The sequence below is a fragment of the Mycobacterium kyogaense genome, from assembly GCF_036946525.1.
GTDB lineage: Bacteria > Actinomycetota > Actinomycetes > Mycobacteriales > Mycobacteriaceae > Mycobacterium > Mycobacterium kyogaense_A.
The window spans coordinates 108,142-120,653 of the sequence record NZ_JAQIIY010000009.1 but is presented as its reverse complement, the minus strand read 5'-3'; the positions used below and the strand labels follow the sequence as shown (position 1 = coordinate 120,653).

14 protein-coding genes are annotated in these 12,512 nt (G+C 68.5%); 6 read left to right on the top strand and 8 right to left on the bottom strand.

Annotated elements, in window-relative coordinates; all coding sequences use genetic code 11:
* Positions 1–40: 40 nt before the first annotated feature.
* The gene (locus PGN37_RS07745; protein ID WP_335330438.1) at positions 41–835 is read right to left on the bottom strand and encodes a thioesterase family protein; all 795 of its coding nucleotides are present in this window, start codon (positions 833–835) and stop codon (positions 41–43) included.
* Complete coding sequence (locus PGN37_RS07740; protein ID WP_335330437.1) at positions 832–1,710, bottom strand: RecB family exonuclease; 879 nt, start codon at positions 1,708–1,710, stop codon at positions 832–834. The genes PGN37_RS07745 and PGN37_RS07740 overlap by 4 nt, the downstream gene beginning before the upstream one ends.
* An 84-nt stretch (positions 1,711–1,794) precedes the next feature.
* Here PGN37_RS07740 and PGN37_RS07735 point away from each other — a divergent pair, with 84 nt between their 5' ends.
* Positions 1,795–2,625, top strand: a complete 831-nt coding sequence (locus PGN37_RS07735) for a tRNA (adenine-N1)-methyltransferase (protein WP_335330436.1) — start codon at positions 1,795–1,797, stop codon at positions 2,623–2,625.
* Positions 2,626–2,629: 4 nt separating this feature from the next.
* On the opposite strand, the gene PGN37_RS07730 is transcribed toward PGN37_RS07735, so the two are convergent.
* The 3 genes from PGN37_RS07730 to PGN37_RS07720 are packed head-to-tail and all read right to left on the bottom strand — an operon-like array spanning position 2,630 to position 4,029.
* Entirely contained in the window at positions 2,630–2,926 is a 297-nt protein-coding gene (locus PGN37_RS07730) for a DUF503 domain-containing protein (RefSeq protein WP_335330570.1), read from the bottom strand.
* 2 nt (positions 2,927–2,928) lie between these two features.
* On the bottom strand, positions 2,929–3,510 hold the full coding sequence (locus tag PGN37_RS07725; RefSeq protein WP_335330435.1) for a hypothetical protein: 582 nt from the start codon (positions 3,508–3,510) through the stop codon (positions 2,929–2,931).
* A gap of 30 nt (positions 3,511–3,540) precedes the next feature.
* The gene (locus PGN37_RS07720; RefSeq protein WP_335330434.1) at positions 3,541–4,029 is read right to left on the bottom strand and encodes a hypothetical protein; all 489 of its coding nucleotides are present in this window, start codon (positions 4,027–4,029) and stop codon (positions 3,541–3,543) included.
* 147 nt (positions 4,030–4,176) lie between these two features.
* Between PGN37_RS07720 and arc the strand changes: the two genes are divergently transcribed.
* A complete protein-coding gene (arc, locus tag PGN37_RS07715; RefSeq protein ID WP_335330433.1) occupies positions 4,177–5,997 on the top strand; it encodes a proteasome ATPase in 1,821 nt (606 codons plus the stop codon).
* On the opposite strand, the gene PGN37_RS07710 is transcribed toward arc, so the two are convergent.
* The 3 genes from PGN37_RS07710 to PGN37_RS07700 are packed head-to-tail and all read right to left on the bottom strand — an operon-like array spanning position 5,994 to position 8,940.
* Complete coding sequence (locus tag PGN37_RS07710) at positions 5,994–6,602, bottom strand: hypothetical protein (protein WP_335330432.1); 609 nt, start codon at positions 6,600–6,602, stop codon at positions 5,994–5,996. The genes arc and PGN37_RS07710 overlap by 4 nt on opposite strands.
* Positions 6,599–7,765: a hypothetical protein gene (locus PGN37_RS07705; protein ID WP_335330431.1), complete on the bottom strand. Its 1,167-nt coding sequence runs from the start codon at positions 7,763–7,765 to the stop codon at positions 6,599–6,601. Before PGN37_RS07705 ends, PGN37_RS07710 begins: the two co-directional genes overlap by 4 nt.
* Positions 7,762–8,940, bottom strand: coding sequence for a hypothetical protein (locus tag PGN37_RS07700; protein ID WP_335330430.1), 1,179 nt, complete (start codon positions 8,938–8,940; stop codon positions 7,762–7,764). The genes PGN37_RS07705 and PGN37_RS07700 overlap by 4 nt, the downstream gene beginning before the upstream one ends.
* Before the next feature lie 83 nt (positions 8,941–9,023).
* Here PGN37_RS07700 and dop point away from each other — a divergent pair, with 83 nt between their 5' ends.
* The 4 genes from dop (at position 9,024) to prcA (ending at position 12,489) form a co-directional block, all read left to right on the top strand.
* Complete coding sequence (gene dop / locus PGN37_RS07695; RefSeq protein ID WP_335330429.1) at positions 9,024–10,532, top strand: depupylase/deamidase Dop; 1,509 nt, start codon at positions 9,024–9,026, stop codon at positions 10,530–10,532.
* 105 nt (positions 10,533–10,637) lie between these two features.
* Entirely contained in the window at positions 10,638–10,832 is a 195-nt protein-coding gene (locus PGN37_RS07690) for a ubiquitin-like protein Pup (RefSeq protein ID WP_046365221.1), read from the top strand.
* On the top strand, positions 10,829–11,746 hold the full coding sequence (gene prcB / locus PGN37_RS07685) for a proteasome subunit beta (RefSeq protein ID WP_335330428.1): 918 nt from the start codon (positions 10,829–10,831) through the stop codon (positions 11,744–11,746). The genes PGN37_RS07690 and prcB overlap by 4 nt, the downstream gene beginning before the upstream one ends.
* Positions 11,743–12,489, top strand: a complete 747-nt coding sequence (gene prcA / locus PGN37_RS07680; protein ID WP_335330427.1) for a proteasome subunit alpha — start codon at positions 11,743–11,745, stop codon at positions 12,487–12,489. The genes prcB and prcA overlap by 4 nt, the downstream gene beginning before the upstream one ends.
* Positions 12,490–12,512 lie beyond the last annotated feature (23 nt).

The window sequence follows — 12,512 nt, the reverse complement described above, 5'->3', positions numbered from 1 at the left end:
AGGCGCAACAGTGCCGCAGATCACTGTTATTCCCGGGCGGCTACTGGCGCTGCACGAGGAGCGTCTGCGCGCAGGTGCCGATGAACCCGCCGCGATCGAAGATCTCTGCGGTGGTGACCCCGACGCCGTCGGGGCCGATCGACGCCCGCGCGCGCAGCCCGAAGTCATGACCCTCGGGAAGTCGATGCAGGTGTACGACGGTGTCGGTGTTCATGAACGCGAACCGCGCGGGATCGAGGACCGCGCCGGCACCGTTCGCGCAGTCCACCACCATCGCCAAGCGCTGCAGTGCCGTCGTCGGCTCCGAATCGACCAGCGGCACAAGGGGAGTCATCCATGCAGCGAAGGCCTCGTCGGGTGCGGTGCGCTGCCAGCGCCACTCGACCGTCTCCAGGTAGCCCTCTGCGTCGTGCCAGGCGTGGATGGTGTCCACGGGATCGCCCTCGATCATCGGCGGGTACCGGTCCTGCGCCGCGTCCGCCGTCTCTGTGGTCGCGAGCAGCCAGGCGGTGACCCGGGCCACGGTCCGGGAGTTGCCGCCTGCGCGGTCGACCACCATCTCCGCGACCATCAGGGCGATGCGGGCGCCCGGTCGGTCCACCCACGCCCGCACCTTCACCTGCGTAACCGGGATGGCGCCGAGGATGTCGAGCGTGAGGCGTCCGACCCGCATCCCGGTGCCGTCGGCGAGGCGCTCGACCGCGCGGGTGAGCAGGGCAAGCGGTGGCGAGCCGTGCTGAATCTGCGGACCCCAGTTGCTGCGGGTGCCGTCGGTCGAGTCGAACACCTCGAACTCGCCGTCAACGCCCACGGAGCGGAACAGGCAGTCGATCACGCGGCCGTCCCGGGGGCGCGCAGCACCGCGTCGGGATTCCCGTCATCCGGGATCTGCGGCCAGCCCGGGTAGGGGGGCGGGGTGCCGCCGAACGCCGGGCAGAGCGACTGGTAGGCGCACCAGTTGCACAGACGCGACGGGTTAGGGCGGAAATCGCCTGTGGTGCCTGCAGATTGGATCGCGGTCCAGATTGCTATCAGCGTTTTCTCGAACCTCAGCAGTTCGTCGAGTTCGGGGCTGTAGTCGAGCACCTGGCCGTCGGCGAGATAGATCAGGCGCAATCGGGTGGGTTGCACGCCGCGGGAGCGAAGGAGCGCCACCGCGTAGAACTTCATCTGGAACATCGCCTTGAACTCGGCGAGTGCCCGAGCCGCGGGCGGCGCCTTCCCGGTCTTGTAGTCGACGACCCGCACCTCGCCGGTGGGCGCGACGTCGATGCGGTCGATGAAACCGCGCAGGAGCGTGCCGTCGGCCAGCTCGACCTCGACGCGCTGTTCACATGCCTGCGGGTCGAACCGCGTCGGGTCCTCCAACCGGTAGTAGCCCGCCAGCAGGGTCCGCGCCTCCTCGAGCAGGACGGTGCGCATCTCGGGACCGATGTCGGCGGCCAGTGCCGGTTTCTCGGCGAGCAGGCGCTCCCACGCCGGGGACGCCAGGGCCAGTGCCGCCTCCGGGAGCCGCTCGGCGGCGGGCAGCAGATACAACTGCTCCAATGCGGCGTGCACCACCGAACCGCGGACCTGCGCGGCCGAGGACGGCTCGGGCAGACGATCGATCGCGCGGAACCGGTACAGCAGCGGGCACTGCTTGAAATCGCTGGCCCGCGATGGGGACAACGCCGGCCGGCGTCTCTCCCGATCGGGCTGCTCGTCCACGTCACCCACCCTAGAACCGCCCGCCGACAGATCGGGGCAACCCGGCCGTAGTCGGCGACGCCGGTGCTGGCAGGCTGGTCAGCTGTGCGCAGAACCGGTCCGTTCGACGTGGGTGACCGCGTGCAGCTCACCGACGCCAAGGGCAGGCGCTACACGATGGTGCTCAAGCCCGGCGGGGAGTTCCACACCCATCGCGGCATCATCTCGCTCGACCAGGTCATCGGACTACCCGAGGGCAGCGTCGTGCGCTCCACCAACGGCGACCAGTTCCTGGTGTTGCGCCCGCTGCTCGTCGACTACGTCATGTCGATGCCGCGGGGCGCGCAGGTGGTCTACCCGAAGGACGCCGCGCAGATCGTGCACGAGGGCGACATCTTCCCCGGCGCACGGGTGCTCGAGGCAGGTGCGGGGTCGGGTGCGCTGACGTGCTCCCTCCTGCGCGCGGTCGGACCCGAGGGCAGCGTCACGTCCTACGAGTTGCGCGAGGATCACGCCGAGCACGCGCTGCGCAACGTGACGACGTTTTTCGGTGCAGCCCCGGACAATTGGCAGCTGGTCACCGCCGATCTGGTCGACTACGACGGCCCGGAGGTCGACCGGGTGGTGCTGGACATGCTGGCGCCGTGGGAGGTGCTCGGCCGCGTCGGGGAGGTGCTCGTCGCGGGCGGTGTGCTGATGATCTACGTCGCCACCGTCACCCAGCTGTCCAAGACGGTCGAGGCGCTACGCGAGCAGCAGTGCTGGACCGAACCGCGCGCCTGGGAGAGCATGCAGCGCGGCTGGCACGTCGTGGGTCTGGCCGTGCGGCCCGAACACACGATGCGCGGGCACACCGCGTTCCTGATCAGCGCGCGCAAACTCGCACCCGGTGCGATCGCACCGATTCCGTTGCGCAAGAAGCGCCCGACGGTCTAGCGCTTCACTCGTCGTCGCTGCGCCGCAGGCTCCGGCGGACCGAGAGCAACTCGACCTCCGGACGTGCCGCGACCAGACGCTCGGCGGCATCGAGCACGCTCACCACGTGAGCTCGGTCGCCGGCCACGAGCGCGATCCCTACGGCCGCGCGGCGGTGCAGATCCTGGGCGCCGGTCTCGGCGGCCGACACCGAGAAACGGCGGGCCAGCTCGGCGACCAGTGGTCGCACCACCGATCGCTTCTGCTTCAACGAATGCACGTCACCGAGGAGCAGGTCGAACTCCAGCCAGCCGATCCACATGCTCACCGAGGTGGCGAGGGTGGGGGTGGCGGCGGAGGCGGTGTCGAGGGAGGGGGAGCGGCGGGCGCGTCCAGAGCCAGCAGCTGGTCGGCGGTCTGACGCGTCAGCTGCCACGAGCCGGCCTCGGGCGCGAACTGCATCGGGTACACGAACTCAGAACCCGGCGGGTTGGCCAGCGTGATCGTCACGGTCGCGATCACGTCACCGGTACCGTTCTGCGCCCAGCCGAGGTCGCGGGCGTCGAATGTCAGCGGCAGAGCGCCGTTGTCGCGCAGCGCAGCCGCGAAGCGATCCAGGCCGGCGGCCTCGCCCGGGGTGCCGTTTTCGATCAGCGAGATCTTGGCATCGCCGGGGACGGCGGGATCGGACAGCCGGGCCAGGACGTCGGTCAGAGCGGACGGCTGCGGCAGCGGCGGGCCGCCCGGCGCCGGGGGAGCAGGGGCGGGGATGCCTGCCGTCGGCGTGGGCGAGGTCTCGACTGTCGTCGCCGCCGGAGGGGCCGGCGCCGGGGCGCACCCACCCAACGCGAACGCCGCCACAATCGTGGCGGCGCCGCGGTGAAGAGGGTGACGCACCGGCGTCATCGATCGGTAAGGATCACTGTCTGCCCAGGATCAGCCGAGCATCCCGGCGAGGGTGAACAGCGACGACTGCGACAGCTGCCAGCCGGTGGGGCTGGGGCCCTGCACGAAGCTCAGCGGCATGGTCCGGCTCTCGCCGGTCGGCAAGGTGGCGGTGACGTTGGCCGTCGCGACATTGCCGTTGACGTCGACGTCGGCGACGGTCGCCGTCAGCGGCAGGTAGCCCTTCGCCACAGCGCTGTTGTACTTCGCGGAGACGCCGATTCCACCGATGCGGCCCAGGTCCTGCACGTAGGCCTGCTTGCCGGCGAAGGATCCTCCGGAGCCGAGGACGTTGACGGTCTGCTGCAGCGGACCGGCCAGATCCGGCGCCGGCGCGAGCGGCGCATTGACCACGACCGGGTTGGCGGAGGCCACGCCCGCGCCGACTGCAATCGAGGTCACACCCACGGCCGCGGCGCCAGCGAGTGCGGCTGCTGCGGTCCCAGCGGTCACGCTGGTAAAGAGGGATTTGAGGGTCACGACGGTCCTTCCGTTCGGACGAACTGATGTACAGAGGCTAACAGTGTTGCTGGTGTGTCGAATTCCTAGAGCACACACAATGGCTGAATCGCCGGTAGCGTTGAAGTTGTTACCGCACCAACTCCCGGTGTGGGAAAGGAGCTCAATATGAGTGAGACCGAGCATTCCGGAACATCCCCCGAGAGAAGGCTGTCCGCCGAGGACGCTGCCGAGTTGGAGCAGCTCCGTCGGGAAGCCGCAATTCTGCGCGAACAGCTAGACGGTGCGGTGGGCCCGCAGAGCAGCGCCCGGGCGGCGCGCGACGTCCACCAGTTGGAAGCACGGATCGATTCACTGGCCGCCCGCAACGCCAAGCTGATGGACACCCTCAAAGAGGCCCGCCAGCAGTTGCTGGCACTGCGCGAGGAGGTCGACCGGCTCGGTCAGCCGCCCAGCGGCTACGGCGTTCTGCTGGGGGTCCAGGACGATGACACCGTCGACGTCTTCACCTCCGGTCGCAAGATGCGCCTAACGTGCTCCCCGAACATCGACACGAAGGTGCTCAAGAAGGGCCAGACCGTTCGCCTGAACGAGGCGCTGACGGTGGTCGAGGCGGGCCACTACGAATCGGTCGGCGAGATCAGCACGCTGCGCGAGATCCTGTCCGACGGTCACCGCGCTCTCGTCGTCGGTCACGCCGACGAAGAGCGCATCGTGTGGCTGGCCGAGCCGCTCGTCGCCGCCGAGCACCTGCCCGACGTCGAGGACCCGAGCCTCGGCGACGATCAGCCTCGCCGGCTTCGTCCCGGGGATTCGCTGCTGGTCGACACCAAGGCCGGTTACGCCTTCGAACGCATCCCCAAGGCCGAGGTCGAGGACCTGGTGCTCGAAGAGGTGCCGGACGTCAGCTATCACGACATCGGCGGTCTGACGCGCCAGATCGAGCAGATCCGCGACGCCGTCGAGTTGCCGTTCCTGCACAAGGATCTCTACCGCGAGTACTCACTGCGGCCCCCGAAGGGTGTTCTGCTCTACGGTCCTCCCGGCTGCGGTAAGACGCTCATCGCGAAGGCGGTGGCCAACTCGCTGGCCAAGAAGATGGCCGAGGTGCGTGGCGACGACGCCCGGGAGGCGAAGTCGTACTTCCTCAACATCAAGGGTCCCGAGCTGCTCAACAAGTTCGTCGGCGAGACCGAGCGGCACATCCGCCTGATCTTCCAGCGGGCGCGAGAGAAGGCATCCGAGGGGACGCCGGTGATCGTGTTCTTCGACGAGATGGACTCGATCTTCCGCACCCGAGGCACCGGAGTGAGTTCCGATGTGGAGACCACCGTGGTGCCGCAGCTGCTCAGCGAGATCGACGGTGTCGAGGGCCTGGAGAACGTCATCGTGATCGGCGCCTCCAACCGTGAGGACATGATCGATCCGGCGATCCTGCGGCCCGGCCGACTGGACGTCAAGATCAAGATCGAGCGGCCCGACGCCGAGGCGGCGCAGGACATCTTCAGCAAGTACCTCACCGAGCACCTGCCGATCCACGCCGACGATCTCTCCGAGTTCACCGGCGATCGCCGGCTGACCATCAAGGCGATGATCGAGAAGGTCGTCGAGCGGATGTACGCCGAGATCGACGACAACCGGTTCCTGGAGGTCACCTACGCCAACGGTGACAAGGAAGTCATGTACTTCAAGGACTTCAACTCCGGCGCCATGATCCAGAACGTCGTGGACCGGGCGAAGAAGAACGCGATCAAGTCCGTGTTGGAGACCGGTCAGCCGGGTCTGCGCATTCAGCATCTGCTGGACTCGATCGTCGACGAGTTCGCCGAGAACGAGGACCTGCCGAACACCACGAATCCCGATGACTGGGCTCGTATCTCGGGCAAGAAGGGCGAGCGGATCGTCTACATCCGCACGCTGGTCACCGGGAAGTCGTCGAGTGCCAGCCGGGCCATCGACACCGAGAGCAACCTCGGGCAGTACCTCTAGCTCAGCAGCGAGTAACTGTTGGTCAGGCCGTCCTGGAGCACCTGGGCGGCCTGACTGCTCGTGTCGAGACGCAGTTCGGTTTCTAGGGTGCGGGTGCGGTATGCCCAGCCCACGGGGAGCGTCAGCCGAGTGGCCAGGTGCGGCAGGTCGTCGTAGGCCAGCGAGGAGTCGACGATCTGGCTCCATGTCTGCATCACCCATCCCCTGCCGTCGGGGTCGACGAGCTCGAACACCGGTGCGCCCGCGTCGAACACGAACACCGCGTTGCGCGCCACCGTGTTCGGTAGGTACGGGGCGGGGTTCATCGACGACAGCGTGACCGTCGCCTGGCGGTACATGTCCAGCCCGCCGAAGGTGACGATCTCGCGATCCTCGCCCATGTCCTTCTCGATGGCGTCCATCAGCCAGTAGCGCGGCCCGTTCAGCAGGGCCGCCAGCGCGCCGTGCTCGGTGGCCAGCGCCTGGGCATCGAGCCGGCTCCACAGCTCCGGCGGGCAGTCGTTGAGCGGATAGGTGTTGTACACGGTCGCCTGCGGACCCTCGGGACCGGCGCTGACCAGCAGCACCTCGCCGTAGCGCTTGCCCCGCAATCCGGTGTTCGTCACGGGCTCGACTCCTCTCGGTGCATCGCCAGATAGCTGTCGCGGCCGGCCAGGCTGACCGCGACGTCGGAGATCAGGGGTTCGAAGAAGCGCTGGCGGTAGAGCGGGTCGACGCTGGTGCTGACGGTGAAGTACAGCCCGGAGAGCACGGCGACGAACAGCGACATGTGCACGACCGTCTGCGGTATCGGCACGTGCACGCCGAACCACGTTCCGTCACAGGGCGGCACGCCGACCGGGCAACTCTGTTCGCCCGACCACAGCACGATCACGTCCGGGGGGACGGTGACGAAACCCAGCGCGAGGAAGAACACGAACAGGCCGGTGGTGAACAACACCACCTGGATCGCCTGGGCGACCACCATCACGGCGACCACGTTGACCTGTTCGGGCCGCGACAGCGGAGTCGGGGTCCCGGGGGAGAGCCCTGCCAGCGGGGTGTCGGCGAGCAGTGCGGCGGGATCGGACTGCCGGGTCCTGTCCTGACGCAGCGCGCTGACCTCGTCGCGGATCGTGGCCACCATGAACGCCAGAGCCACCGCAGCGAGGAATCCGACCGTCTGCCACAGCCTTTCGCGAGTCATGCGGGCCGACAGCTGCCAGAGTTCGCCGGTGAAGTACACCACGACGGTGAGCATCAGCAGCGGCAGCGCCCGGCTCATCAACGTGCCGAGCGCACCGACCTGCTCGGTCGCGAAACGGAAGGCCCACAGCGCGATCGAGCCCAGGCCGATGTAGGTCAGCCAGATCGTCAGCAACGTCACCGCCAGGAAGACCGGCACCTCCGCCGCTGCTGCGGCCGACCATCCGGAGACCACGACGGGCATCGCCAGGACGAAGATCCCCATCACCGCCAGGGCGGTGGTCCTGCGGCCCATCCGTGCGGCGGTGGTGGAGCGCTGGTGCAGGACCTCCAGCGCGAACGGTGCGGCCGCCAACACGAGTGCGATGCCGGCCAGCCGCACCAGGATTCCGACGTCGGTGTTGTCGCTGGTCCACTCGGCCAGCAGAAGGACGGTCGCTGTCACTGCGCCGACACCGGCCACCGCCGGCGCCGAGCGGGCGATCAGCGCGCGGGAGCGGACCCGGCGCGTCAGCACCAGCGGCAGCCCGCGATGCAGGAACCACTCGTGGATCCGCCGGGTCGCGGCGGCCGGCCGACTCACACTGCCCCGCCGGGAGTCACCGTCGCCGTGCGATAGCGGTCGCGGGCGACGAGCGTCAGCAGCAAATCCTCGATCGACGGGTCGATGAACTGCCGGCGGTACTCCTTGTCGGTGACCGCACGCGCCGCCAAGTACATGAACGTCAGGGCGGTCAGGAACATCGTGAGCTGGATAAGTGCCTCGGGGATCGGCAGTGTCATGCCCAGCAGCTGGCCATCGCCCGGGCTGCCGCCGGTCAGGGCGTCCAGCAACTCGGGGCTGATCAGGATCAACCCGAGGACACCGAACAGCGCACCCGTCACCACGGCCACCGTCAGCACCTGGATGATCTGCGAAAGGGCGAGTACGAAAACGACATTCGTCCGTTCCGGCCGCGACAGCGGTACGCGCCGCGGCCGATCGGGCATGGTCTCGAACGGGGTGCCGACGAGCATCTGCGCGTGCTCGGGCCGCTTGGCCTCCGGCGTCAGAATGGGGCGGACGAGGCCGAGGGTGCTGGACACCAGAAACGCCGCGGCCACGGCGAAGAGGAACAGCAGCGCCAGCCACAACCTGCCCCGGCCCACCGTCGATGCCATCGTCCATACCGGACCGTTGAAGAAGACCAGCACCGTCAACAGCATCACCGGCAGCGCCCGCAGCAGCAGGCTGCCCACCGACGCCAGATTGCGCAGCGTCACGGCGGCGGCCCAGCCGAGCACCGACCCCAGCCCTGTCGCGGTGCCCAGCAGGATCAACCCGATCACGATGCCCTCGGCCACGACGTCGGCGACGATCCGCGCGCTCGGTCCACCGAACACGGCCGCCAGACCCGCCACCACCACCGAGGCCGCCGACACCGCCTCACGCCGCCGACGGTGGGCGATCCGCGAGACCAGGCGGCCCACGCTCACGGCCGCTGGCGCCACCAACACCACGATCACGAGGACGAACCACTCCGTGCGGGTCGGGGTGCCGTCGATGTCGATCGTGTGCTTGCCCGTCACCGCGACGATCACGATCGAGAACGCCATGCTCACGCCGAACGCGGCCAGCGCCGGCGCCGAGCGGGCCCACACCCCGCGCACCAGCGTGCCGGGCCGCAGCACCGCGGGCAGGCCTCGGCGCAGGAACCACGCTTCTGCGGCCGAGCGCAGGTCGGCGTCGTCGGATGGGGTGATCATGATCGTGCTCATTGCACCATGCCGCCCAGCTCATCGACGGTATTCCGGACCGGGCAGCTGCGAGCCGATCATGGCGCACCTCTAGGCTGGTCGCTATGCAACGGATCATCGGAACGGAGGTCGAGTACGGCATCTCCTCGCCGTCCGATCCGACCGCGAATCCGATCTTGACGTCCACCCAGGCGGTCCTGGCCTACGCCGCGGCGGCCGGCCTCCAGCGAGCCAAGCGCACGCGCTGGGATTACGAGGTGGAATCCCCACTGCGTGACGCGCGGGGCTTCGACCTGAGCCGCTCGTCCGGGCCGCCGCCCGTCGTCGACGCCGACGAGGTGGGCGCGGCCAACATGATCCTCACCAACGGCGCCCGGCTCTACGTCGACCATGCCCACCCGGAGTACTCCGCACCGGAGTGCACCGACCCGATGGACGCGGTCATCTGGGACAAGGCCGGGGAGCGCGTCATGGAGGCCGCGGCCCGCCACGTCGCGAGTGTGCCCGGCGCGGCGAAACTGCAGCTCTACAAGAACAACGTGGACGGCAAGGGTGCCTCGTACGGCTCTCACGAGAACTACCTCATGTCGCGGCAGACGCCGTTCTCGTCGGTCATCGCCGGCCTGACCCCGTTCCTGGTGTCCCGTCAGGTGGTCACCGGCAGCGGTCGCGTCGGGGTCGGACCGTCCGGCGACGAGCCGGGCTTCCAGCTGTCCCAGCGTTCGGACTACATCGAGGTCGAGGTCGGCCTCGAGACGACGCTCAAGCGCGGCATCATCAACACCCGCGACGAACCCCACGCCGACGCCGACAAGTACCGGCGCCTGCACGTGATCATCGGTGACGCGAACCTGGCCGAGACGTCGACCTACCTGAAGGTCGGCACCACCTCGCTCGTGCTCGACGTCATCGAGGAGGGTGCGCAGGTCGGCATCGATCTGAGCGACCTCGCGCTCGCCCGTCCGGTGCATGCCGTGCACGTGCTCTCCCGGGATCCGTCCCTGCGGGCGACGGTGGCGTTGGCCGACGGACGCGAGCTGACCGGCCTTGCGCTGCAGCGCATCTACCTCGATCGGGTGGCCAAGCTCGTCGACAGCCGTGACCCCGACCCACGCGCCAACCACGTTCTCGAGACGTGGGCCCACGTGCTGGATCTGCTCGAGCGGGACCCGATGGAGTGCGCCGACCTGCTGGACTGGCCGGCCAAGCTGCGGCTGCTCGAGGGTTTCCGCAATCGGGAGAACTTGAGCTGGAACGCCCCCCGGCTGCATCTGGTGGACCTGCAGTACTCGGATGTGCGGCTGGACAAGGGCCTCTACAACCGGCTGGTGGCCCGCGGCTCGATGCAGCGGCTGGTCACCGAGCAGCAGGTGCTCGACGCCGTGGACAACCCGCCCACCGACACCCGGGCGTACTTCCGCGGAGAGTGCCTGCGCCGCTTCGGCGCCGACATCGCGGCGGCCAGCTGGGATTCGGTGATCTTCGATCTCGGCGGTGACTCGTTGGTGCGCATCCCGACCCTCGAGCCGCTGCGAGGCAGCAAATCCCACGTCGGTGCGTTGCTGGACTCGGTCGACAGCGCGGCCGAGCTCGTCGAGCAACTCACGACCTGATCGGGCTATCCCCGGCAATCCGGCGGCTGACCGGTAGTGTGAAGGAACGGCGGGTAGCGACATCTTCGAATGTCACGCCTGGAGTGAGAGACGCAGGAGGCAGCGATGGCGCAGGAGCAGACCAAGCGCGGCGGCGGAGGCGGCGAGGACGACGACCTCACCGGCAGCACGGCTGCCGGCCAGGAGCGCCGCGAGAAGCTGACCGAGGAAACCGACGATCTGCTCGACGAGATCGACGACGTCCTGGAAGAGAACGCAGAAGACTTCGTGCGTGCGTACGTGCAGAAGGGTGGACAGTGACCTGGCCGCATCGCGATCAGTCCTCTGCCCACCCGTTACCGGGAGCCTTTGACGCCTTGCCCGCAGGCCTGTCGCACGGCGGTGTGAATCCGTCGTCGTTCTCCGATTTCCTGCGTCATCAGGCACCTCATCTGCTCCCGGGCGCCGGCGGATCGGTGCCGACCGCCCTGCCGACCGACGTCGTGCCGCACGGCACCACGATCGTGGCGCTGAAGTTCCCGGGTGGAGTTCTGATGGCCGGGGATCGCCGCGCCACTCAGGGCAACATGATCGCCAGCCGTGACGTGCAGAAGGTGTACATCACCGACGACTACACGGTCACCGGCATCGCGGGCACCGCCGCCATCGCGGTCGAGTTCGCCCGCCTCTACGCCGTCGAGCTCGAGCACTACGAGAAGCTCGAGGGCGTCCCGCTGACGTTCCCGGGCAAAGTGAACCGGCTCGCGACCATGGTGCGCGGCAACCTGGGAGCCGCATTGCAGGGCTTCATCGCGCTGCCGCTGCTCGCCGGTTACGACCTCGACGACCCGAATCCGGAGGCGGCAGGGCGCATCGTGTCGTTCGACGCCGCCGGCGGCCACAACCTCGAAGAAGAGGGCTACCAGTCCGTCGGCTCGGGCTCGATCTTCGCCAAGTCGTCGATGAAGAAGTTGTACGTCCGGGTGCGCGACGCCGACTCGGCGCTGCGGGTGGCCATCGAGGCGCTCTACGACGCCGCCGACGACGATTCGGCCACCGGTGGTCCGGACCTGGTGCGGGGCATCTACCCGACCGCGGTGGTCATCACCGCCGACGGCGCGGTCGAGGTGGCCGAGCAGCAGATCGCGGGGCTGGCCCGCGAGATCATCGACAGTCGTTCGCGGGCAGACACTTTCGGGCCCGACGCCGAGAGCGCCGGAGGTGAGCAGCTGTGAGCTTCCCCTATTTCATCTCACCCGAGCAGGCGATGCGGGAGCGGTCCGAGCTCGCCCGCAAAGGAATCTCCCGCGGCCGCAGCGTGATCGCGCTCGCCTACGCCGACGGTGTGCTGTTCGTCGCCGAGAACCCGTCGCGCTCGCTGCAGAAGGTCAGCGAACTCTACGACCGCGTCGGCTTCGCCGCCGTCGGCCGGTTCAACGAGTTCAACAATCTGCGCAGCGGTGGTATCCGATTCGCCGACACGCAGGGCTACGCCTACTCCCGCCGCGACGTCACCGGGCGCCAGCTGGCCAACGTGTACGCCCAGACGCTGGGCACCATCTTCACCGAGCAGGCCAAGCCCTACGAGGTGGAGCTGTGCGTGGCCGAGGTGGCCCACTACGGCGAGACCAAGCCGCCCGAGCTGTACCGGATCACCTACGACGGGTCGATCGCCGACGAGCCGCACTTCGTGGTGATGGGTGGGACGACCGAGCCGATCTCGACCGCGCTGACCGAGTCGTATTCGGAGAACCTGAGTCTCGGTGAAGCCGTGTCGACCGCGGTGACCGCGTTGGGCGCCGGCGGCAACGGCAGTGAGCCGCGCGTCCTCGGTCCGGGCACCTTGGAGGTCGCGGTGCTCGACGCCAACCGGCCGCGGCGGGCATTCCGCCGCATCACCGGAACCGCGCTCGAGGCGCTGTTGCCGTCGACCACGTCCGCAGCCGAGCAGACTGCGGCCGAGAACACCGAAGGCTGACTCTCCTCTTCTGACGCATCTCC

Coding starts and splice junctions, on each gene's coding strand:
- PGN37_RS07730 (WP_335330570.1), bottom strand. CDS start 2,926: ATGTGGATCGGCTGGCTGGAGTTCGACCTGCTCCTCGGTGACGTGCAT.
- PGN37_RS07725 (WP_335330435.1), bottom strand. CDS start 3,510: ATGACGCCGGTGCGTCACCCTCTTCACCGCGGCGCCGCCACGATTGTG.
- arc (WP_335330433.1), top strand. CDS start 4,177: ATGAGTGAGACCGAGCATTCCGGAACATCCCCCGAGAGAAGGCTGTCC.
- PGN37_RS07700 (WP_335330430.1), bottom strand. CDS start 8,940: ATGAGCACGATCATGATCACCCCATCCGACGACGCCGACCTGCGCTCG.
- dop (WP_335330429.1), top strand. CDS start 9,024: ATGCAACGGATCATCGGAACGGAGGTCGAGTACGGCATCTCCTCGCCG.
- PGN37_RS07690 (WP_046365221.1), top strand. CDS start 10,638: ATGGCGCAGGAGCAGACCAAGCGCGGCGGCGGAGGCGGCGAGGACGAC.